The following is a 20,976-nucleotide window of genomic DNA, read 5'->3' on the forward strand; positions in this document are numbered from 1 at the left end:
AGCCACGTACCGTCAGGGGTATGCGCCCCACTCCCCCCGCACGCCGTCTGCGCCTCGGCCTGCCGCGGCGTGTGTTCTCGCAGGTGCTGCTCATGCAGGTGGCGATCGCCGCGGGGGTCGCGGTGCTCGCCACCGGGCTGTTCCTCGCGCCGCTCGGCCACCAGCTGGACGACCAGGCGATGCGCCGCGCGCTGGCGATCGCGCAGACCACCGCCGCGCAGCCGCAGATCGTCAGGGACCTGCAGAGCACCCCGGCGACGCCGGACGGGCCCGTGCAGCGGGAGGCGGAGCGGATCCGCAGGGCCACGCACGCCGAGTACGTCGTGGTGATGGACCGGCGAGGGGTGCGCTGGTCGCACACCGACCCGCGGCGGATCGGCGGGCACGTCTCCACCGACCCGGGCCGTGCGCTGGCCGGCAAGGAGGTCATGGAGATCGACAGCGGCACACTGGGCCGTTCCGCCCGCGGCAAGGTGCCGCTGCGCGACAGCCACGGCGACATCGTCGGAGCGGTGTCCGTGGGCATCGCGTACGACAGCGTCCGGGCCCGGCTGCTGCACGCCATCCCGGGCCTGTTCGCGTACGCCGGCGGCGCCCTGGCCGTCGGCGCGCTGGCGGCCTGGCTGATCTCCCGGCGGGTCCAGCGGCAGACCCGGGACCTGGCCTTCTCCGACATCGCGGCGCTGCTGGCGGAGCGCGAGGCGATGCTGCACAGCATCCGGGAGGGCGTCGTCGCCCTGGACCGCACCGGCCGGATCCGCCTGCTCAACGACGAGGCGCAGCGGCTGCTGGACATCGACGGCGGCGCGGTGGGCCGCACGCCCGACGAGGCGCTCGGCACGGGCCGTACCGCCGACGTGCTGGCCGGGCGGGTGGGAGGCACGGACCTGCTGACCGTACGGGGTCAGCGGGTGCTGGTGGCCAACCGGATGCCCACGGACGACGGCGGCGCGGTCGCCACCCTGCGCGACCGGACCGAGCTGGAGCAGCTCGGCCGGGAACTGGACTCCACCCGCGGCCTGATCGACGCCCTGCGCGCCCAGGACCACGAGCACGCCAACCGGATGCACACGCTGCTGGGCCTGCTGGAGCTGGAGATGTACGACGACGCCGTGGAGTTCGTCGGAGAGGTGGTCGGCGACCACCGGGCCACCGCCGAGCAGGTCACCGAGAAGATCCAGGACCCGCTGCTGGCCGCCCTGCTGGTCGGCAAGGCGACCGTCGCCGCCGAGCGCGGTGTCGCCCTGTGGGTGTCGGACGCCACCCGGCTGCCCGACCGCCTGATCGACCCCCGAGGGCTCGTCACCATCGTCGGGAACCTCGTCGACAACGCGCTCGACGCCGTCGCGGCCACCCCGCACGCGCGCGTGGAGGTCGAACTGCGCACCGAAGGGCGGACCGCGATCCTCACCGTCCGCGACACCGGCCCCGGAATCCCGGCGGAGCACCGGGAGTTGATCTTCACCGAGGGGTGGTCCACCAAGCAGCCGCCGGCCCACCGCGAGCGCGGCCTCGGGCTCTCCCTGGTGCGCAGGCTCGCCGAACGGCAGGGGGGCAGCGCGACCGTGGGAGAGGCGGACGGCGGCGGCGCGGAGTTCACCGTCGTGCTGCCCGAGGCGCTGGCCGAACCGGCCCCCGAACCCGCCCTGAGCGTGCCGTCAGCCCCGCAGAGCGCCGAGGAGGAATCGTGATGATCGAGGTCCTGGTCGTGGACGACGACACCAGGGTCGCGCGGGTCAACGCCGCCTACGTCGAGAAGGTGCCGGGCTTCCACGTCGCCGGCGAGGCCCACAGCGCGGCGGAGGCCCTGAGCCGGATGGAGACGCTGCCGCACCTGGACCTGGTGCTCATGGACCACTACCTGCCCGACGACACCGGGCTCGCGGTCGTTCAGGAGATGCGCCGGCGAGGCCACCAGACCGACGTGATCATGGTGACGGCGGCCCGGGACGTGTCCACCGTGCAGGCGGCGATGCGGCACGGCGCGCTGCAGTACCTGGTCAAGCCGTTCGCCTTCGCGGGCCTGCGCGCGAAGCTGGAGGCGTACGCGGAGCTGCGCCGCACCCTGGACGGCGGCGGCGAGGCGGAGCAGGCCCAGGTCGACCGCATCTTCGGCGCCCTGTCGGCGCCGTCGGAGCCGGACCTGCCCAAGGGGCACTCCCCCACCACGGCGGAGCTGGTGCGCCAGTCCCTGATGAACGCCGAGGGCCCGCTGTCCGCCCAGGAGATCGCCGAACGGACCGGGGTGAGCCGCCAGACCGCCCAGCGCTATCTGAAGCTGCTGGAGCGCACGGGCCGGGCCAGGCTCACCCTCAAGTACGGCGACGCGGGCCGCCCGGAACACCGTTACGTGTGGGCGACCCGCGCCTAGCGGGGGAAAGGGCGTCTCAGCCGGTGGCCTTCTTCACGAACTCGGTGGTGTACGTCTGGGAGAGATCGACCTGGGCGTTCTTGATGTTCGGGTTGAACGCCTTGAGCACCTTCTCGACCGTCTCGGGCCCGCCCGCCGGCATCACGCCGTCCTTGGTGAACATCGGCAGCGTGCTCTTGATCGCCTGGGCGTAGAGCGCCTTGTCGCCCTGGGAGTAGTCCGCGGGCATCTTGTCGGCGATCTCGGCGGCGCTGTGGGCGGACATCCACTTCAGTGTCTTGACGAAGGCGTTGGCCAGCTTCTGGACCGTCTCCTTGTGGCTGTTCACCCAGTCCGTCTGCATGTAGAGGCTGGACGAGGGGTACGGCCCGCCGAGCGCCTCCCGGGACCCCTGGGGCGTGCGCATGTCGAGGAGGATCTTGCCTGCCTTCTTGTCCAGGAGGGTGGCCACGGTCGGGTCGGTGGTCATGCCGCCGTCGATGGCGCCCTTCTGGAGCGCGGAGATGAAGGTCGGCCCGGCGCCGACGGCGACCGGTGTGAACTCGTCGACCCGCACCCCGTTCTTCACGGCGAGGTACTTGGTGAGGAAGTCGGTCGAGGAGCCGAGGCCGGTGATGCCGAGCTTCCGGCCCTTGAAGTCCTTGGGCGAGGTGATGTCGCCCGCCGCCTTGTTCGAGACGATCTCGACCTCGCCGGGTGCCTGGGAGAACTGCACGACGGACTCGACGTGCTTGCCCTTGGTCTGCAGGTCGAGGGTGTGGTCGTAGAAGCCGACGGCTCCCTGGACCTGGCCGGAGACGAGCGCCGTCTCGGCCTGGACGCCGGCGGGCTCGCTCAGCAGCTCCACGTCCAGCCCCTCGGCGTCGAAGTAGCCGAGCCGCTGGGTCAGCATCGCGGGCAGGTAGATGACCTTGTCCAGACCACCGACCATGATCTTGACGTGCTCTCCCTTGCCGTCGCCCTTGCCGCCGGTGCCGGCGGCCGAACCGGCCGCGTCGTCGGCGCAGGCGGTGAGCGAGGAGAGGGCGAGGAGGCCGGCCGCGGCCAGGGCGGCGTACCGAGCGGTCTTGGGCATGGTGGTTCACGTCCTTGTGAGAGGGGTGCGGAAGCTTTGGGAGGGGTGGGGGGCCGGGTCAGCTGTCGGAGCCCGAGGCCGGCCTCCAGCGGAAGATGCGGCGCTCGGCGAAGGTGAGCAGCCCTTCGGCGAGGAGGGCGACGACCGCGAGGATGACCATCGCGGCGTACACACCGGCCGCGTTGAACGTGCCCTGGGACTGCGCGACGAGCAGGCCGATGCCCTTGGTGGCGCCGATGTACTCGCCGACGATGGCGCCGATGAGCGCGAAGCCGAAGCTGACGTGCAGGCTGGTGAAGATCCAGGAGGTGGCGGAGGGGATGACCACCTGGAAGGTCACCCGGCGGTCGCTCGCGCCCAGGATGCGCGCGTTGGCGACCAGGTTGCGGTCGACCTCGCGGGCGCCCTGGAAGGCGTTGAAGAACACCGGGAAGAAGACCAGGACGACGGCCGAGGCCACCTTGGAGGCCGGTCCCAGCCCGAACCAGATGACGAAGATGGGGGCGAGGACGATCCGGGGGATCGAGTTGAGCACCTTGATGTACGGGCCGAGGACGTCGGCGAGCAGGGCGATCCTCCCCAGCGCGATGCCGAGGACGACACCGCCGGCCACCCCGAGGACCCAGCCCAGGAGTGCCTCGTGGAGCGTGTACCAGATCTGTTCGCCCAGGGAGCCGAGCGCGGTGCCGTGCGTCACCCAGGTGGAGATCTGGTCCCAGATCCTGGAGGGCATCGAGAAGTTGAACGGGTCGATGACCTCGGCCCGGGAGAGTGCCTCCCACAGGCCGAGCACGGCGACCAGGAGCAGCGCGCGGACGACGGCGATGAGGATCCTGCGCCTGCGGGCGGCGCGGGCTCGCGTGTGGGCGCGGCCGGACGTCTTGACCGGCTGGTCGGCGACCGGGGTGCTGAGCACGTCAGGCGACATGGGCGGCACCCCTCTCGCGCGTGATGCGCACCTCTTCGCCGAGGCACTCCCAGATCTCGCGGTAGATCTCCAGGAACCGGGGCTCCAGGCGCACCTCCTCGACCTTGCGCGGCCGTGGCAGGTCGATGTCGAAGACGTGCTTGACGGTGGCGGGCCCGGCCGTCATGACGACGACCTTGTCGGCCAGCGCGATGGACTCCTCCAGGTCGTGGGTGACGAAGACGACGGAGGAGCGCGTGCCCTCCCACAGCTCCAGCAGTTCGTCGGACATCAGCGCCCGCGTCTGCACGTCGAGGGCCGAGAACGGCTCGTCCATCAGCAGGATCTCGGGGTCGTTGACGAAGGTCGCGGCGAGCGCGACGCGTTTGCGCTGGCCGCCGGAGAGCTGGTGCGGATAGCGGTCCTCGAACGCCGCCAGCCCCACCCGGGCCAGCCACGCGCGTGCCCGCTGCTTCGCCTCCGCCTTCGGTACGCCGCGAAAGCGCGGGCCCGCCATGACGTTGGACAGGACCGTGCGCCAGGGGAAGGTGGCGTCCTGCTGGAAGACGAACCCGACCTTGTCGCCGACGCCGCGCACCGGCTGCCCGGCGACGAGAACATCGCCCTCGGTGGGCTCTTCCAGGCCGCTGACCAGGGTCAGCGTCGTCGACTTGCCGCAGCCCGTGGGGCCGACGACGGCGACGAACTCGCCCCGGCCGACCGTGAGATCCAGGTCGCGGACGGCGGTGTGCAGGCCGCCCGACGGCGTCCTGAACGTCTTGCTCGCGCCCCGCAGTTCGATGGCGGGGCTGGTGTCTGCGCTCATGGCCGGGGACGGTAGGTCCGGCCGGGGGTGCGGCAGCAGTCTTGTGCGCGCATACCGTTCTTTTGCTCGCAAGCACCTGTTGTGCTCGTTTTGCTCGCGTTACAACAACGGAGCCGAAACACGGGCTGCACGCCCGCCTGGCCTTGAGGAAAGAGGCCCGATGATTGACGTCCTGGTCGTGGACGACGACTTCCGTGTCGCCGAGATCAACGCCAAGTACGTGGGGAAGGTTCCCGGTTTCCGGGTGGCGGCCCGCGCGCACACCGCCGCCCAGGCCCTGGCCGCGGTACAGCGCGGCGGTGTCGACCTGGTCCTGCTCGACCACTACCTGCCCGACCGGACCGGCCTGGAACTCGTCCACCTCATGCGGGAACAGGGCCACGGCACCGACGTCATCATGATCACCGCGGCCGGGGACGTGGCGACCGTCCAGGCCGCGATGCGCCTGGGCGCCCTGCACTACCTGGTCAAACCGTTCACCTTCGCCGCGCTGCACACCCGCCTCGACTCCTACGCCGCGCTGCGCCGCACCGTCGAACGCGTCGGCGGCGGGCGGGGCATCGCCGGCCAGGAGCAGGTCGACCGGATCTTCAGCGCCCTGCGCACCACACCGGCCCCGTCGTCACCGGGCCTGCCGAGCGGGCACTCGGAGCCGACCACGGAACTGATCTGCCGCGTGCTGCACCACGCGGACCACCCCCTGTCCGCCCACGAGGTGGCGGCCGAGACGGGCCTGAGCCGCTCCACCGCCCAGCGCTACCTCCGCCACCTGGAACAGGCCGGCCGCCTCCGCCTCTCCCTGAAGTACGGCGACACGGGCCGCCCGGAGCACCGGTACGCCTGGGTGGCCCCCTAGTCAGCCCGGCGGGCACCGGAGTACGGGGATGACCACCGCGCCTGGCGTGTCCGACGGTGGCGGCGCGACACCGGCGGGCCTGCGCTGCCAGGTCGCCGCCGAGTGCCGCTTCGGCCCGGCCGCGCACGGCCTGGCCACCGAGACCGTCCACGCTGCGGCCGGTACGTGCTGTGGGCCCCGGTCGCCGCGGAGGTGGTCCGCGGCGCGGGCCTGGACACGGCCGCCGAGGCCCCCTGGCGGTATGCACCCCGACGCGGAGGGCCGGGTGCTCCCGGGCCTCCGCGGCCGTTCAGGGCTCTCACACGGCCCCGGCTCCCGTCAGCGACCGCACCTCCGTCTCGGCGTGTTTGGCCGCGTCCGGGAGCTCCGCCGAAGTGACCGTGCCGAGCCAGCCGGCGAGGAAACCGAGCGGGATGGAGACCAGGCCGGGGTTCTCCAGCGGGAAGTACTGGAAGTCGACGCCGGGGAACAGCGACGCGGGGCTGCCGGAGACCACCGGGGACAGCAGCACCAGCACCACGGCCGGGACCAGGCCGCCGTAGACGGCCCAGACGGCGCCGCGGGTGGTGAAGCCGCGCCAGAACAGCGAGTACAGCAGCACCGGCAGATTGGCGGAGGCGGCGACGGCGAAGGCGAGGCCCACCAGGAAGGCGACGTTGAGATCGCGGGCCAGCAGGCCCAGGGCGATCGCGACCATGCCGGTCCCCACCGCGGCGACCCGGGCCACGGTCACCTCGCTGCGCGGCTTGCGGCGCCTGCTGCGCAGGGACGCGTACAGGTCGTGGGCCACGGACGCCGAGGAGGCGAGCGTGATCCCGGCGACGACGGCGAGGATGGTGGCGAAGGCGATGGCGGCCACGACGGCGAACAGCACCGTGCCGCCCGTGGTGCCCGTGCCGCCGCCCAGGTCGAGGGCCAGCAGCGGGACCGCCGTGTTCCCGGCCGCGTTGGAGCCGCGCACGGCCTTGGGCCCGACGAGGGCGGCCGCGCCGAAGCCGAGGACGATCGTCATCAGGTAGAAGCCGCCGATCAGCCCGATCGACCAGACCACCGAGCGCCGTGCGGCCCGCGCGGTGGGCACGGTGTAGAAGCGGGACAGGATGTGCGGCAGCCCGGCCGTACCCAGGACGAGGGCGAGCCCGAGACTGATGAAGTCGAACCGGGCCGTCCAGTCCCCGCCGTACTTAAGCCCGGGCGCCAGGAAAGCCTCCCCGTGGCCGCTGCGCTCGGCCGCCGTGAGCAGCAGGCGGTCGACGTCACCGTGGAACCGCAGCAGGACCAGCACCGTCAGGGCGATCGTGCCGCCGAGCAGCAGGACCGCCTTCACGATCTGGATCCAGGTGGTGGCGCGCATCCCTCCCAGCGACACGTAGACGACCATGAGCGCGCCGACGCCGATCACGGTCCAGGCCTGTGCCGCCTCGCCCGTGCGCCCGAGCAGCAGCGCGACCAGGCTGCCCGCCCCCACCATCTGCGCCACCAGGTAGAGAACGGACACCGTGACCGAGGAGGTTCCCGCCGCGATCCGCACCGGCCGCTCCCGCATCCGCGCCGCCACCACGTCGGCCAGGGTGAACCGCCCGCAGTTGCGCACCAGTTCGGCGACCAGGAACAACACCACGAGCCAGGCCACGAGGAAGCCCACCGAGTACAGCATGCCGTCGTAGCCGTACAGGGCGATCAGCCCGGAGATGCCGAGGAAGGAGGCGGCCGACATGTAGTCGCCCGCGATGGCAAAACCATTCTCCATCGGGGAGAAGAGCCGGCCGCCCGTGTAGAACTCCTCGGCCGAGCCCTGCCGTCTGCGGCTCACCCATGTGGTGATGCCCAGCGTCACGGCGACGAACGCGCTGAACAGCAGCAGCGCCAGCGTCTGATGGTCTCGGGTCATGCCGCACCGCCTCCCGCACCGCGCGCCATCTCCTGGGTGTCCCAGCGCAGTTCCAGCGCCGCCCGGTCCCGCCGCACCCGTGCGTGCCGGGCGTACGCCCAGGTGAGCAGGAAGGTGGTCAGGAACTGCGCGAGCCCCGCGAGCATCGCCACGTTCACCGCCCCGGCCACGGGCCGGGCCATCAGTTCCGGTGCGCTGGTCGCCGCCACGACGTAGACCACGTACCAGGAGAAGAAGACGACGACGGCCGGAACCACGAACCTCCGGTACCGGCCGCGCACCTCCTGGAAGGCCGCGCTGCGCTGCACCTCGAGGTAGACGTCGGCCGCGGCTGAGTCGCGAGTACGTGAAGGCGCCGCCGGAGCGGGCACCCCCGGGCCGGCCGGCTCGCCCCAGCCGGAGGCCAGGGCGTCGTACCAGGGGTCGTCGTACCGCACCGTTCCGGACGCCTCGGCGAGGGCCGGGTCAGGGCTGCCGGGGCGTCCGGCAGGACTTTCGTGACCGCCACCGCCCGCGCGGGGACGGCCGTTGCTTGACTGCATGCCCAAGGATGGACAGAGCGGAAAGATCTCTGACTCTTCTTCCTCCCGCTCTTCACCCCATCAGGTGACGGAAACCACTGGTGAGCCCGGGGGCGGCGCGCCTAGGCGTCGATGCGGGACCGGTCGAGCGTCGCCGCCGAGTTGGAGATGAACTCCTTGCGCGGCGCGACGTCGTTGCCCATCAGGAGGTCGAAGACCTGTTCGGCGGCCTCCAGGTCCGTGAGGTTGATCCGGCGCAGGGTGCGGCGGCGCGGGTCCATGGTCGTCTCGGCCAGTTGGTCGGCGTCCATCTCACCGAGGCCCTTGTACCGCTGGATGGAGTCCTTGTACCGGATGCCCTTGCTCTGGAACTCCATCAGCTTGTCGCGCAGCTCACGGTCCGAGTACGTGTAGACGTACTTGTCCTGCCCCTTCTTCGGCTGGACGAGCTCGATGCGGTGCAGCGGCGGCACCGCCGCGAAGACCCGGCCCGCCTCGACCATGGGCCGCATGTAGCGGTGGAACAGCGTCAGCAGCAGCGTGCGGATGTGGGAGCCGTCGACGTCGGCGTCGGTCATCATGATGATCTTGCCGTAACGAGCCGCGTCGATGTCGAAGGTCCGGCCCGAACCGGCCCCTATGACCTGGATGATCGCACCGCACTCGGCGTTCTTCAGCATGTCCGTCACGGACGACTTCTGGACGTTGAGGATCTTGCCGCGGATCGGCAGCAGCGCCTGGAACTCGGAGTTGCGGGCGAGCTTGGCCGTGCCGAGTGCGGAGTCGCCCTCGACGATGAACAGCTCGCTGCGGTCGACGTCGTCGCTGCGGCAGTCGGCGAGCTTGGCGGGCAGCGAGGAGGACTCCAGGGCCGTCTTGCGGCGCTGGGCGTCCTTGTGCTGGCGGGCGGCGATGCGCGTGCGGGCCGCCGCGACGGCCTTCTCCATCACGACCCGGGCCTGCTGGGCCGCGTCCCGCTTGGTGGAGGTCAGGAACGCCTTGAGCTCCTTGGAGACCACGGTGTTCACGATGCGGCGGGCCGCCGACGTGCCGAGGACCTCCTTGGTCTGGCCCTCGAACTGCGGCTCGGCGAGGCGGACCGTGACGACCGCCGTGAGGCCCTCCAGGGCGTCGTCCTTGACGATGTCGTCCTCGGCGACGCGCAGCAGCTTCTTGGCGCGCAGCACCTCGTTCATCGTCTTGGTGACGGCCTGCTCGAAGCCCGCGACATGGGTGCCGCCCTTGGGGGTGGCGATGATGTTGACGAACGACCTGACCGTGGTGTCGTAGCCGGTCCCCCAGCGCAGCGCGACGTCGACGCCGAGCTCACGGGTGACCTCGGTGGGCGTCATCTGGCCGCGGTCGTCCAGGACGGGGACCGTCTCCTTGAAGGTCCCCTGGCCGGTGAAGCGCAGGACGTCGCAGATGGCCTTGTCGGTGGCCAGGAACTCGCAGAACTCGCTGATCCCGCCGTCGAAGCGGAAGGACTCCTCGCCCTTGCTGCCGCCCTCACCGAGTCCGAACTCGTCGCGGACGACGATGGTCAGGCCGGGCACCAGGAACGCGGTCTGGCGGGCGCGCTGGTGCAGGTTGTCCAGGGAGAGCTTGGCGTCCTTGAGGAAGATCTGGCGGTCGGCCCAGTACCGCACGCGCGTGCCGGTGCGGTTCTTCGGGATCTTCTTGGTCTTGCGCAGCCCGCTCTTGGCCTCGAACGTCGCGTCGGGGCCGTTTCCGGCGAAGACGCCCGGGACACCGCGCCGGAAGCTGATGGCGTTGGTGTGGCCGCCGCGGTCCACCTCGACGTCCAGCCGCGCGGACAGGGCGTTGACGACGGAGGCGCCGACGCCGTGCAGACCACCGGAGGCGGCGTAGGAGCCACCGCCGAACTTGCCGCCGGCGTGCAGCTTGGTCATGACGACCTCGACGCCCGACAGGCCGGTCTTGGGCTCCACGTCGACCGGGATGCCTCGGCCGTTGTCGCGGACCTCGACCGAGCCGTCGTCGTGGAGGATCACCTCGATGTGGTCGCAGTAGCCGCCGAGGGCCTCGTCGACGGAGTTGTCGATGATCTCCCACAGGCAGTGCATCAGACCGCGGCTGTCGGTCGAGCCGATGTACATACCGGGGCGCTTGCGCACGGCCTCGAGCCCCTCGAGGACGAGCAGGTGCCGCGCGGTGTAGTTGGAACCGTCCCGGTCTGCTCCTGCCAGCAGCGCTGTGGACGGCACGGACGTCTCGGCGGTCACGCGGTTCGCTCCTCGCTGAATTTCAGATGGGGCCCTGGTGGGTAAGGGCGCGGCTTCGGTCACCGGTCAGAGGGTACAGAGCCCTGGTAGAGCCGTTGTAACGCCACCCTCGCCGGCAGTTCAGGGTAGTCCACCGTCGCATGAGTGTTCGATCCCTCGATGGAGTGAAGCACACATCACGTTCCCTTCGAGGCATGAACCATTTAGGCTCCGGGCACGTCCTCATGAACAACCGGCAACCCAGCCGGGAGGACCGACCGACTGACCGACAGCGCGAACCCGTACGACACAGCGACACGCATACGGCACATTCGCCGCCAACCGGCAGCAGCCAGCCGCCTCGGGAAAGATTTTTCGAGGAAAAGCCGCGAGCGGGAACGTTTTGGGGCTGGTTGGATGTTGACCCTGGTACGACAGCTCGTCGAGCTAGAGAAGAGGCGACGTGACTACTGTTCTGACTTCCGCAAGCCCGCTGACGGCCGCTGATCGCTGCGACCGCTGCGGCGCCCAGGCATACCTGCGCGTCGTCCTGCTGAGCGGCGGAGAACTGCTCTTCTGCGCCCACCACGGCCGCAAGTTCGAGCCGGAACTCAAGAAGATCGCCGCTGAGATACAGGACGAGACGGAGCGGCTCACCTCCGTTCCCGCGAGTGCTACCGAAGATGAGCGCTGACCCCTAGCGTCGGACGACGAGCCAGCCCGGCACAGGCCGGTACGGGCGGCTGCCTCTGCTCCACAGAGGCAGCCGCCCTTCGTCGTCCCTTCGCTCAGGCCTCGGGACTCTGCCGAGGCGATGCCCTCACCAGCCTCCGAGGCCGTCTCTCGAGCCCGCCCGGCCCGTGCCCTCACGGTCCCGCTGGGGCTCCTGGGCGCCCCTCAGCGCCCCTTTCCCGCCCGTGTCCCAACCGAGCGTGCGCAGGACGTAGGACACGCGCGTGTAGACCCCGGGGTTCCCCGCCTGCCCACATCCGGTGCCCCAGGACACCAGCCCGATCAGCCGCCCCTGGGCGACCAGTGGGCCCCCGCTGTCCCCCTGGCAGGCGTCGGGCCCGCCCGCCGGCTCTCCGGCGCACACCATGGTCTCAGAGCGGTAGGTGCCGTCGGAACTGCCGGGATACGCCTGCTCACACAGGGCGTCGGACAGCACACGCATCCGCGCCGCCCGCAATCCGGTCGTGAAGTTCCCGGCTCCCGTGATGTCGCCCCAGCCGTAGACCGTCGCGGTGTTGCCTATCGCGTACGCGGAATCGCCGGCGGCGGCCATGGTGATCACCGACCCGCCCGGGAGAGGCTCGGCCAGGGTGAGCACCGCGAAGTCCCCGTCGTTGCTGACGGGGTTGTACTGCGGGTTCACCCAGGTGGACCGTACGGTGATCTCCCGGCCCTGGCCCGACAACAGGTCCGTACGCCCCGTGATGACCTTGAAGTCGGGCACCCGGTGCGGCGGGGCCCCCAGGACCTCCTCGTCCACGCAGTGGGCAGCGGTGAGCACGGTGGTGGGGCCGACGGCCACGCCGCCGCAGAACTGGCCCGCCCGCGTACCCCCGAACTGGTCACGGCTGGCCAGCGCCACCGTCCACGGAGTCTGTGACACATCGACGGGAAAGCCCCCGACGACGCTGCCGGCGGATGCCGGCGGAACGGCGGATGCCGCGGCTGCCAGGGTCAGCGACCCAGCAAGGACGCGGACGAAGCGACGACGCATGCGCTCTCCTCACTCCGAGGTGGTCACGGAACACCCAGAGTGATGCAGCCGGCCGTGCCCCGCACCCGCAGGACAGCGATGTGGGCGCGCAGTATGGAGGGGTGACCGCTGTGCTCGACCGAGAGACAGGCAGACGGTCGGGGAGCACCGTCGCGAGACACCGGATCGAGATGACCCGCCATGACCCTCCGCTCCATCGCCCACCACCTCGGCCTCCCCGTCCGGCGTGATCCGCGGCAGTCGGCGAAGATCCTCGAACGGCTCCGCCCCGCGCTGGACGAGGTGCCCGAGGACCGGCGCGAGCATCTGCTGGCCGAGTGGACCAAGGTCGTCGAGGAGAACCGCGAATGGCATTGGCCCTACCTGCGGGAGTAACACGCCGACACACGCGAAACGCCCCTGCCCGGTGTGTGCCGGGCAGGGGCGCTTCAGGCGGTCGGCTCAGTCCAGGTAGTCGCGCAGCACCTGGGACCGCGACGGGTGGCGCAGCTTCGACATGGTCTTGGACTCGATCTGGCGGATGCGCTCACGCGTGACGCCGTACACCTTGCCGATCTCGTCGAGGGTCTTCGGCTGACCGTCGGTGAGACCGAAGCGCATGGAGACGACGCCCGCCTCGCGCTCGGACAGGGTGTCGAGCACCGAGTGCAGCTGCTCCTGCAGCAGCGTGAAGCTGACCGCGTCGGCCGGCACGACGGCCTCGGAGTCCTCGATGAGGTCGCCGAACTCGCTGTCGCCGTCCTCACCGAGCGGGGTGTGCAGCGAGATGGGCTCGCGGCCGTACTTCTGGACCTCGATGACCTTCTCCGGGGTCATGTCGAGCTCCTTGGCCAGCTCCTCCGGGGTGGGCTCGCGGCCCAGGTCCTGGAGCATCTGGCGCTGCACGCGCGCGAGCTTGTTGATGACCTCGACCATGTGCACCGGGATACGGATGGTGCGGGCCTGGTCGGCCATCGCGCGGGTGATCGCCTGACGGATCCACCAGGTGGCGTACGTGGAGAACTTGTAGCCCTTGGTGTAGTCGAACTTCTCGACCGCGCGGATCAGACCGAGGTTGCCCTCCTGGATGAGGTCCAGGAAGAGCATGCCGCGGCCGGTGTAGCGCTTGGCCAGGGAGACCACCAGACGGAGGTTGGCCTCCAGGAGGTGGTTCTTGGCGCGGCGGCCGTCCTCGGCGATGATCTCCAGCTCGCGCTTGAGCTTGGGCGCCAGCTTGTCGGAGTTGGCCAGCTTGTCCTCGGCGAACAGGCCCGCCTCGATGCGCTTGGCCAGCTCGACCTCCTGCTCGGCGTTGAGCAGGGGGACCTTGCCGATCTGCTTGAGGTAGTCCTTGACCGGGTCCGCGGTGGCGCCGGCGGCGGCGACCTGCTGGGCGGGCGCGTCGTCCTCGTCCTCGTCGGAGAGGACGAAGCCGGCGCTCTCGGCGCCCTCGGGCTCGTCGGTGACCTTGGTGTCCTCGAGGACCTCGTCGTCGAGCAGCTCGACGTCGTCCTTCTTGGCGGCGGTGGTCTTCTTCGCGGCCGTCTTCTTGGCGGCGGTGGTCTTCTTCGCCGCTGCCTTCTTGGCGGTCGTCTTCTTGGCTGCGGCCTTCTTCGCGGGGGCCTCTTCCTCGGCGGCCGGGTCGGCGGCGGGCGCCGCCGGGGTGGCCGTGGCGGTGGCCTTCCTGGTGGTCACCGTCTTCGCCGCGACCGTCTTGGTGGCGGTGCGCTTGGCGGGGCTCTTCGCTGCGACGCTCTTGCGGGTGCGCTTGGGCTCTGCGGCACTGACCATCAGCGTCACACCCTCTTCCTCGAGGATCTGGTTGAGGCTGCGCAGTACGTTCTTCCACTGAGTGGCCGGAATCTGGTCAGCTTCGAAGGCCCGACGCACGTCATCGCCGGCGATCTGCCCCTCAGCCTTTCCCCGCTCAATGAGCGCCATGACAGAGACGGACTCGGCGATCTCCGGCGGGAGCGTACGGGATGTGCTGGCCGACACGAACAACCTCTCGGAACGTTGGAAAACGGCTTCCGGCCCCGTCCACAGTGGACTGGAGCCGACCGCCGGCTTGGGGATGGGCCGACGGCGCGGGCGGGGACCCGGGAGATGCACAGCGCCGTGACCGGCGTCCGTATTCCCTCCGCGTCTGTCACCTCTTAGGTCATCGCGTTCTCCTCACGAGTGTTACGCCCAATCTGCGTGGCCCGAGTCACACCCCGTAAGCATTCAAAACCTGTCAGACGCGGACGGAACCGTTCACTCTCGGCTCGGACAGGACCGCTCCGGCGGATCGGTCGCCTCTTCGCGCCGTCGGACCCCGCGGGATCGGGAGGATCCCGCGGGGTCCGACGGGAGGCGGTTCAGCGGCCGGGCGACGCCACAGGAGGGGGATGGCACGTCCGGCCGTACCGCTTGCGGAACGCGGTCAGTGCTCGCGCGGGGCGGGCACCACGCGTTCCACCTCGGGGTGGACCGTGAGCAGCTGGCGCATGGCCGCCTCGGCCGCCTCGCCGTCGCCGACGGCGAGGGCGTCGGTGATCCGGCCGTGCTGCGCCAGGGACGTCTCGTTCGGCCGCTCGCAGCCGGTGACCGGGCCGCCGGAGACCTGGAGCGCCGCCGACACGATCCCGGACAGGTGCTCGAGCATGCGGTTGCCGGCGACCTGGATGAGCAGGGCGTGGAACTCCGAGTCGGCGCGGGAGAACGTGAGCGCGTCACCATGGCTCATGGCGTGCCCCATGATCTCGACCATGTCGGTCAGGCGCTGCTGGACGTCCTCGCGCCCGTGCCCGGCGGCGAGGCGGGCGGCGAGCGGCTCGATCGTCCAGCGCAGCTCGCTCAGCTCGCGGCGCTGGTCGTCGCGCTGCGGCCCGAAGGCCCGCCACTCGATGATGTCCGGGTCGAGGAGGTTCCAGTCGCTGACGGGACGCACGCGCGTGCCGACGTTCGGGCGGGCACTGACCAGTCCCTTGGCCTCGAGGACGCGGAGCGACTCGCGCACGACGGTGCGGGAGACCTCGAAGCGCTGGCCGATCTCCTCGGGCACCAGCGGGCGGTCGGCTCCCAGATCGCCGGAAACGATCATCTGACCCAGCTGCTGGACGAGTTGGCCGTGCAGTCCGCGCCCGCGGTTGCCCGCGGCGCGCCGGCCCACACGGCCCAGCTCCGAGTCCGCGCCGTCCCAGACAGGGGCTCCGACGCGGTCGACGGCGGGCGCCTCGGCGTAGGGGTAGCGGTCGAGTTCGCCCGGGTTCGCGAGGCCGGAGTCGGCGGAGCGGGCGGCGGTCATCATGGTGTGCGCAAGGGTACTCACGCATCCTTTGTCGGCGCCGTTTCCAACTCCCTTGAGGTCTTTGGTGAAAAGCACACGAAAGGGTGATCGCTCACCCCGTCGCAATTGACGCCTTATCGGAAAGAAATGGGCGTCGCACGGGGAGTTGCGCACAGCGCCGGACCACCTGACTGCGGACGGTAGTCACCGGAACCGGCTGCGCAGGGTGGTGAGCAGGTACGCGCAGAGCAGGGTGGCCAGCGACAACGCCAGCGCGCCGCCCTCGGGTTGGCTGACCAGACGCAGCGCGCCCTCCAGGTAGCGCTCTCCCCCGAAGGGCCAGCGCGGCAGGAACGTCTCACGCAGCCGTGCGGTGAGTCCGGTGCCGGTCCGCACGGCGGGCCCCGCCAGCACCTTGTGCACGAGGGGCACGACCAGGAGGGGAACGGCGACCACCGCGGCGAGCCCGGCCGTGGTTGACCGGAAGACGCCCGCGGCCAGCACACCGGCCCAGGCGCACCCGACCACGAGCCCGGTCCAACTCGCGCAGAGGGGCAACCAGTCCGCGGGAACCTGCACGAGCTCCCGTCCGTAGACGAGATAGAGCACTTCGGCGTCGCAGCCCACGGTGAGGACGGCCAGCACCACCGCGGTCGCCGAAGCGACGAGGAGCTTGGCGGCCAGCAGCCCGATCCGGCGGGGCACGGTGCCGCGGTCCGCCGCCAGGGCGGGGTGGCGGAACTCGTCGCCGAAGGCGAGCGCGCCGAGCAGTCCGGCGCCGAGCGCCGCGGGCGGCAGGGGCAGCTCCCGCGGCCACGCGGCGAGCAGGCGGGGCTGCGGGGTGTGACCGATGCGGGCCAGCAGGACGGCGGTGACGGCGGAGACGACGAGTACGGCGGCGGCGGTGAGGAACCCGGTGCTCACTCCGGCGGCTCGGCGGAGCTCGTAGCGCAGCGGGCGCAGCGGGCTGGGGGCGGGGCGGACGGAGATGGGGGGCGGCAGGGCGGGCAGGGCGTCGAGCGGGCGGTCCTGCTCGGCCGGCGGCTGGAGTTGATCACCGACAGGGCACGGCGGCTCTTCGACTCCGGGCTCCGGACCGTCCGTCGAGGGCGCGTCCTGACGAGCAGCGGTCACGGGCCCGCCTGAGTGCATGCCGGCTGCCCGTCCCGGTTCAGGACCGGGTTGCGCCTCCGCCGCGGGCATCACTCCTGCTCCCGGCCCCATGTCGCCGATCTCGTCGGCGAGTTGGTGTACGACGATGCCGTGCCGGAACGCCGTCTCGCCGATCTGGGCGCAGGTACTGCCGTACACGGACAGGCGGTTGCCGCCCTCGCGTACGACCTCGACGGACCGCCGGGAGGTCCGGGCCTCCTGGGTGAGGAGGGCCGCCAGGCGGGCGGTGTGGGGGCTGCGGACGGCGACGCGGGGACGCAGCCGGGTGCGCGAGAACTCCGCTGCCTCCTGGTCCGCCACGAGTCTGCCCCGGTCCAGAGTGACCACGCGGTCCGCGGTGCGTGCGGCCTGCTTGGGGTCGGCCGTGGTGAACAGGACCGTGCCGCCCTGGGCGGCGTGGGCCCGCAGCACGGCGAACAGCCAGCGGCTCTCGTGGACCGAGAGGCCCGCGGCGGGGTCGTCGAGGACGAGGGTGTGCGGGTCGCCCAGCAGCGCGCAGGCCAGGCCGAGGCGGCGGTCCATGCCCCGGGAGAGCAGGGCCAGGCGTTCGCCGCTCAGGCTCACGAGCCCGGTGGTTTCGAGGACTTCGTCGGCGCGCCGGACCGGGACACCGGCGGCGGCGCACAGCATGCGCAGGTGGCCGCGGACCGTGCGCCCCGGATGACCGGGGACGTCGCCCAGCAGGACACCGACTTCGCGCGAAGGGTGGGCGATACGGTGCAGGGGACGGCCTCTGAAGTAGGTGATGCCACGACCCGGTTGGAGTTCGAGCATGAGCCTGAGCGCCGTCGTCTTGCCCGCGCCCGGTGTTCCCAGGAGCGCCGTGAGCTGACCGGCGGGCGCCTCGAAAGAGACGTCGTCGACGGCGGGCGGAAGCTGCTTGCGAGGGGCGCTGGTCAGTCCGAAGGCCTGGATCACCCGCAGCAAGATAGCGCGCTATGTCCGTTTTTCCGGGCACCGTGCGGTGAGCTCGTACGGGGGTCCGGTCCCGTGCGCGCTGTCCCGGGTGTCACACCTCCGGTCTCAGCATCGGGGGGTTGAGCAGGGTGGCGCCTCCGGCGCGGAAGAGCTGGGCCGGGCGGCCGCCCTGGCGCGTGGTGGTCCCCCCGGTCGGCACCAGGAAGCCGGGGGTGCCCGTCACCTTGCGGTGGAAGTTGCGCGGGTCGAGCGCCACGCCCCAGACCGCCTCGTAGACACGGCGCAGCTCGCCGACGGTGAACTCGGGCGGGCAGAAGGCGGTGGCCAGCGACGAGTACTCGATCTTGGAGCGCGCCCGCTCCACGCCGTCCGCCAGGATCTGGGCGTGGTCGAAGGCGAGCGGTGCCACCGACTCGCCGTCCCGGCCGTAGCCGCCTTGCTGCAGCAGCTCCTCGACCGGTGCCCAGCGCGCGTTGCTGGCGTCGCCGCCTGCCCGGGGCGCGGGCAGGTCGGGCGCGAGGACGAGGTGGGCCACGCTGACCACGCGCATCCGCGGGTCGCGCTTGGGGTCGCCGTATGTGGCCAGCTGCTCCAGATGCGCGCCGTTGTCGTGCGAGGGAACGGATGGATCATGAACTCGCAGCCCCGTCTCCTCCGCCAGCTCCCGCGCCGCGGCCTGCGCCAGGTCCTCGTCGGCCCGTACGAAGCCGCCGGGCAGGGCCCAGCGCCCCTGGAAGGGCGGTTCGCCCCTGCGTACCGCGAGCGCGCACAGGGAATGGCGCCGCACGGTCAGCACGACCAGGTCCACGGTGACGGCAAAGGGCGGAAAGGCTGACGGGTCGTAGGGCATGCGGCGATCATAGTCGTCTGCCTGACGATAAACACGTCCTTGCCCGGCCGCACCGGTGGCTGATCCAGTGCGGCCCGGCAGGGGCCTCAGCGGTCTCACCGGGGGCTCCCGGTCGGCACCACGGTGCCACGTCACTCGCGTCTCACACTCCCAGTCGAAGTCCGTCAGCCGCCTCCTCGACCATCGCGAGGCCGAGGCGGCTGACCCGTACGGAGAAGGGGGCACCCGCGACCCGCAGGCCCGTGAGGCCGATCTCGCCCAGGGGGGCGCTGCGCAGGGGGCGCAGTGTGACGGTTCGGGCCGGGGCGTCGGGGCGGATGCCCGCGAGTGCGGTCAGCAGCAGGACCACGGCGGCAGCGGCTGTGGCCGCGGGACGGCAGGCGGCCGGGTGGGGGACGGGAGCGCGGCCGCCGGTGCGCTGGTCGCCCCCGTACATCTCCGGCAGCCGGTGGCCGAAGGTCTCGGCTGCCGCCAGTACGCCCCGCAGCAGTGAACTCGCCTCCTTGTCGTATCCGGCGGCGGCCAGGCCCGCGACGGCCAGCGCCGTCTCGTGGACCCGGACGGCGCCGGCGCGGTGGCCGAGCGGGTTGTATCCGGGCTCCTTCGTGCCCAGCCCGCGCAGGCCCCAGCCGGAGTCCATGGCCGGGGAGCCGAGGAGCCGGGCGAGGTGGTCGGTCCGCACCTTGTCGAGCAGGCCGGGGGCCTGGGCACCGCCGCCCAGCAGCCCGGTGTCGAGGAGGTGGACGGCTGCGGCGCCCAGGTGCGCGACGGGGCGGCCGTCCGGGGCTCGGGCCGCCGCCGGGCGGCCGCCTCCCAGGTCGTCGATCCAGAAGTCCTCCCGGAAGGCCGTGCGCACCGCCTGTGCCCACTGGCGCAGCTCGGCGCCGCCCGGTCTGCCGCACGCGTCGAGCATATCGGCGCCGAGGAGGGCGGCGCGGTGGGCATGCGCCTGGGTCTCGCAGCGGACGGGGCCGCCGGGGTGTGGGTCGTGCAGGTAGGTGCCGTCGCCCACGGCGTTCCGCAGCCAGGTCAGACAGCGCTCGGCGGCCGGCAGCAGTTCCTCCGTCTCCTGCTCGGGAAGGCCCCAGCGCCGGGCCTCCGCCACCAGGACGGGGAAGAGGAGGGTGGCTTCCGTACCCGTGCACTGCGGCGGCAGATGGGGGCCTGCGTCCCTTCTCGGCCCGGGAATCATGCCGGCCTGCGGCCCCGGACCGGGAAGTTGGGTGCGGGCGAGGGTGCGCAGGGTTCCCGCGGCCAGACCGGTGCCGAGGGCCAGTGTCATCCTGGCGGCGGCCAGCGCGTCGGCGGGGGCGAGACCACAGCGCCAGGGCACCCCGGCGGCGAGGTGGACGTCGGCGGGCCTTGCGGGGTCCCGCAGCAGGAGGGCCTGGAGATCGCCGAGGCTGGTTTGCAGAAGGGCGGGGACCGCGGGGTCGTCGCCGGCCGCCCGCGCGGAGGCAAGAGGGCTGGTCGCGGCCCGGCCCACGGCGCGCAGGGGTCCCGCGCCGTCCGGCCGCACCCTGAGTTCCAGGCTGGTGCTGCCGCCCGGAGGCAGGTCGAACTCCCAGCGGAGCAGTCCTGCCGAGGCCAGCGCGTCGGCGGGCGGCGGTTCGGCCGTGACCGACGCGCTGCCGGTGGCGCAGGACCAGCGCAGCCCCGAGTCGTGGACGCTGGCGGTCAGTTCGGGGCCCGCGGTGCCGGCCGCGATGGTCCCCAGGTCGGCGAGGTCCGTGCCGAGGGCCACTTCCACCGGCAGCCGCAGGGGGCCCGGTGCCGCACTGCGCAGCGTGATCCGTTCCGTGCCGTCCGCGTAACGGTCGCGTTCCACGACCACGTCCGGGTCCGGGCCCGCCTGCGGGGAGGCGCGGAGCGTTCCCACGAAGCGGGCTCGGTCGGCGGTGGCCATCCGGGCCTGCACCGCGAGCGGTTCCCGTCCGGCCACGCGCACCTGGCACCTGGAGAGCAACCGTCGGCCCGCGCGGTAGAAACCCTCCAGGCCATGGCCGGTCAGCTGACCCTGCTCCGTCGAGATGGCGAGACCCGGCAGGGCGACGCAGATCATCGCGGTGTGAACGGGGGGCAGATCGACAGGCCGCCGAGGCGGCGCGGGCGTGGTGCCCGCGGGTGCTGGGGTGGAGGCCGGCCGTCGGGCCTGTCCTGGTGGTGGCGCGGAGAAGTGGTTGCGCCCGGGTGACGGTGGCCGAGACGAGCCGGGCTGCGGCACCAGGGAAGGGCGGCCCATCACCGGGCGGTCGGCGGTGGAGGGCGGAGTCGGCTGATGCATGGGTGGGCTTCCTCTGCGCTCTGTGCGCCGCGGGCGGGTTGGGCGCCGGTGGTGGAGGGCTCCGTCGGGGCAGGGGCTGTACGGCGTCACGGCCCGTCCGGAC

17 protein-coding genes are annotated in these 20,976 nt (G+C 71.7%); 5 read left to right on the plus strand and 12 right to left on the minus strand.

Annotation, left to right across the window (positions count from 1 at the left end; genetic code table 11):
• Positions 1 to 20 precede the first annotated feature (20 nt).
• Both AB0K80_RS23660 and AB0K80_RS23665 read left to right on the plus strand, forming a co-directional pair.
• Positions 21 to 1,691 (plus strand): sensor histidine kinase, encoded by a 1,671-nt coding sequence (locus AB0K80_RS23660; RefSeq protein ID WP_365672734.1) that lies wholly within the window; start codon positions 21 to 23, stop codon positions 1,689 to 1,691.
• Positions 1,691 to 2,371, plus strand: a complete 681-nt coding sequence (locus tag AB0K80_RS23665) for a response regulator (protein WP_365672888.1) — start codon at positions 1,691 to 1,693, stop codon at positions 2,369 to 2,371. The genes AB0K80_RS23660 and AB0K80_RS23665 overlap by 1 nt, the downstream gene beginning before the upstream one ends.
• Positions 2,372 to 2,387: 16 nt before the next feature.
• On the opposite strand, the gene AB0K80_RS23670 is transcribed toward AB0K80_RS23665, so the two are convergent.
• Genes AB0K80_RS23670 through AB0K80_RS23680 form a run of 3 tightly spaced genes read right to left on the minus strand, consistent with a single transcriptional unit; the run spans position 2,388 to position 5,179 of the window.
• Positions 2,388 to 3,446: an ABC transporter substrate-binding protein gene (locus AB0K80_RS23670; protein WP_365672736.1), complete on the minus strand. Its 1,059-nt coding sequence runs from the start codon at positions 3,444 to 3,446 to the stop codon at positions 2,388 to 2,390.
• Between the two features lie 58 nt (positions 3,447 to 3,504).
• Complete coding sequence (locus AB0K80_RS23675; RefSeq protein WP_365672737.1) at positions 3,505 to 4,374, minus strand: ABC transporter permease; 870 nt, start codon at positions 4,372 to 4,374, stop codon at positions 3,505 to 3,507.
• Positions 4,364 to 5,179, minus strand: a complete 816-nt coding sequence (locus AB0K80_RS23680) for an ABC transporter ATP-binding protein (protein WP_365672740.1) — start codon at positions 5,177 to 5,179, stop codon at positions 4,364 to 4,366. The genes AB0K80_RS23675 and AB0K80_RS23680 overlap by 11 nt, the downstream gene beginning before the upstream one ends.
• Positions 5,180 to 5,339: 160 nt before the next feature.
• Between AB0K80_RS23680 and AB0K80_RS23685 the strand changes: the two genes are divergently transcribed.
• Entirely contained in the window at positions 5,340 to 6,035 is a 696-nt protein-coding gene (locus tag AB0K80_RS23685; protein WP_365672742.1) for a response regulator, read from the plus strand.
• Between the two features lie 298 nt (positions 6,036 to 6,333).
• Here the strand turns inward: AB0K80_RS23685 and AB0K80_RS23690 are convergent, their stop codons facing one another.
• The 3 genes from AB0K80_RS23690 to AB0K80_RS23700 form a co-directional block, all read right to left on the minus strand.
• On the minus strand, positions 6,334 to 7,926 hold the full coding sequence (locus tag AB0K80_RS23690) for a cation acetate symporter (protein WP_365672744.1): 1,593 nt from the start codon (positions 7,924 to 7,926) through the stop codon (positions 6,334 to 6,336).
• On the minus strand, positions 7,923 to 8,468 hold the full coding sequence (locus tag AB0K80_RS23695) for a DUF485 domain-containing protein (RefSeq protein WP_365672746.1): 546 nt from the start codon (positions 8,466 to 8,468) through the stop codon (positions 7,923 to 7,925). The genes AB0K80_RS23690 and AB0K80_RS23695 overlap by 4 nt, the downstream gene beginning before the upstream one ends.
• A gap of 101 nt (positions 8,469 to 8,569) precedes the next feature.
• Positions 8,570 to 10,693 (minus strand): DNA topoisomerase IV subunit B, encoded by a 2,124-nt coding sequence (locus tag AB0K80_RS23700; protein WP_365672748.1) that lies wholly within the window; start codon positions 10,691 to 10,693, stop codon positions 8,570 to 8,572.
• Between the two features lie 442 nt (positions 10,694 to 11,135).
• On the opposite strand from AB0K80_RS23700, the gene AB0K80_RS23705 reads away from it, so the two are divergent.
• The gene (locus AB0K80_RS23705; RefSeq protein ID WP_365672750.1) at positions 11,136 to 11,366 is read left to right on the plus strand and encodes a hypothetical protein; all 231 of its coding nucleotides are present in this window, start codon (positions 11,136 to 11,138) and stop codon (positions 11,364 to 11,366) included.
• Positions 11,367 to 11,492: 126 nt separating this feature from the next.
• Here the strand turns inward: AB0K80_RS23705 and AB0K80_RS23710 are convergent, their stop codons facing one another.
• Positions 11,493 to 12,398 carry a serine protease gene (locus tag AB0K80_RS23710; protein ID WP_365672752.1) on the minus strand — a complete coding sequence of 302 codons (906 nt, stop codon included), beginning with the start codon at positions 12,396 to 12,398 and terminating at the stop codon, positions 11,493 to 11,495.
• A gap of 180 nt (positions 12,399 to 12,578) precedes the next feature.
• Here AB0K80_RS23710 and AB0K80_RS23715 point away from each other — a divergent pair, with 180 nt between their 5' ends.
• The gene (locus AB0K80_RS23715; RefSeq protein WP_365672754.1) at positions 12,579 to 12,773 is read left to right on the plus strand and encodes a hypothetical protein; all 195 of its coding nucleotides are present in this window, start codon (positions 12,579 to 12,581) and stop codon (positions 12,771 to 12,773) included.
• Between the two features lie 66 nt (positions 12,774 to 12,839).
• On the opposite strand, the gene AB0K80_RS23720 is transcribed toward AB0K80_RS23715, so the two are convergent.
• The 5 genes from AB0K80_RS23720 to AB0K80_RS23740 form a co-directional block, all read right to left on the minus strand.
• The gene (locus tag AB0K80_RS23720) at positions 12,840 to 14,375 is read right to left on the minus strand and encodes an RNA polymerase sigma factor (protein WP_365672756.1); all 1,536 of its coding nucleotides are present in this window, start codon (positions 14,373 to 14,375) and stop codon (positions 12,840 to 12,842) included.
• Positions 14,376 to 14,802: 427 nt separating this feature from the next.
• Entirely contained in the window at positions 14,803 to 15,690 is an 888-nt protein-coding gene (locus AB0K80_RS23725; RefSeq protein ID WP_365672758.1) for a FadR/GntR family transcriptional regulator, read from the minus strand.
• 162 nt (positions 15,691 to 15,852) lie between these two features.
• Positions 15,853 to 17,739, minus strand: coding sequence for an ATP-binding cassette domain-containing protein (locus AB0K80_RS23730; RefSeq protein ID WP_365672760.1), 1,887 nt, complete (start codon positions 17,737 to 17,739; stop codon positions 15,853 to 15,855).
• A 91-nt stretch (positions 17,740 to 17,830) separates the two neighbouring features.
• Positions 17,831 to 18,589, minus strand: a complete 759-nt coding sequence (locus AB0K80_RS23735) for an NUDIX hydrolase (protein WP_365672762.1) — start codon at positions 18,587 to 18,589, stop codon at positions 17,831 to 17,833.
• A gap of 142 nt (positions 18,590 to 18,731) precedes the next feature.
• Positions 18,732 to 20,651, minus strand: a complete 1,920-nt coding sequence (locus AB0K80_RS23740) for a glycogen debranching N-terminal domain-containing protein (RefSeq protein WP_365672764.1) — start codon at positions 20,649 to 20,651, stop codon at positions 18,732 to 18,734.
• Between the last annotated feature and the right edge of the window lie 325 nt (positions 20,652 to 20,976).

This window comes from Streptomyces sp. NPDC052682, from assembly GCF_040678435.1.
Lineage (GTDB): Bacteria > Actinomycetota > Actinomycetes > Streptomycetales > Streptomycetaceae > Streptomyces.

What these genes read in the sequence shown, in the direction of transcription:
- AB0K80_RS23660 (WP_365672734.1), top strand. Translation starts at nt 21, where the DNA reads ATGCGCCCCACTCCCCCCGCACGCCGTCTGCGCCTCGGCCTGCCGCGG.
- AB0K80_RS23665 (WP_365672888.1), top strand. Translation starts at nt 1,691, where the DNA reads ATGATCGAGGTCCTGGTCGTGGACGACGACACCAGGGTCGCGCGGGTC.
- AB0K80_RS23670 (WP_365672736.1), bottom strand. Translation starts at nt 3,446, where the DNA reads ATGCCCAAGACCGCTCGGTACGCCGCCCTGGCCGCGGCCGGCCTCCTC.
- AB0K80_RS23675 (WP_365672737.1), bottom strand. Translation starts at nt 4,374, where the DNA reads ATGTCGCCTGACGTGCTCAGCACCCCGGTCGCCGACCAGCCGGTCAAG.
- AB0K80_RS23680 (WP_365672740.1), bottom strand. Translation starts at nt 5,179, where the DNA reads ATGAGCGCAGACACCAGCCCCGCCATCGAACTGCGGGGCGCGAGCAAG.
- AB0K80_RS23685 (WP_365672742.1), top strand. Translation starts at nt 5,340, where the DNA reads ATGATTGACGTCCTGGTCGTGGACGACGACTTCCGTGTCGCCGAGATC.
- AB0K80_RS23690 (WP_365672744.1), bottom strand. Translation starts at nt 7,926, where the DNA reads ATGACCCGAGACCATCAGACGCTGGCGCTGCTGCTGTTCAGCGCGTTC.
- AB0K80_RS23695 (WP_365672746.1), bottom strand. Translation starts at nt 8,468, where the DNA reads ATGCAGTCAAGCAACGGCCGTCCCCGCGCGGGCGGTGGCGGTCACGAA.
- AB0K80_RS23710 (WP_365672752.1), bottom strand. Translation starts at nt 12,398, where the DNA reads ATGCGTCGTCGCTTCGTCCGCGTCCTTGCTGGGTCGCTGACCCTGGCA.
- AB0K80_RS23715 (WP_365672754.1), top strand. Translation starts at nt 12,579, where the DNA reads ATGACCCTCCGCTCCATCGCCCACCACCTCGGCCTCCCCGTCCGGCGT.
- AB0K80_RS23735 (WP_365672762.1), bottom strand. Translation starts at nt 18,589, where the DNA reads ATGCCCTACGACCCGTCAGCCTTTCCGCCCTTTGCCGTCACCGTGGAC.
- AB0K80_RS23740 (WP_365672764.1), bottom strand. Translation starts at nt 20,651, where the DNA reads ATGATCTGCGTCGCCCTGCCGGGTCTCGCCATCTCGACGGAGCAGGGT.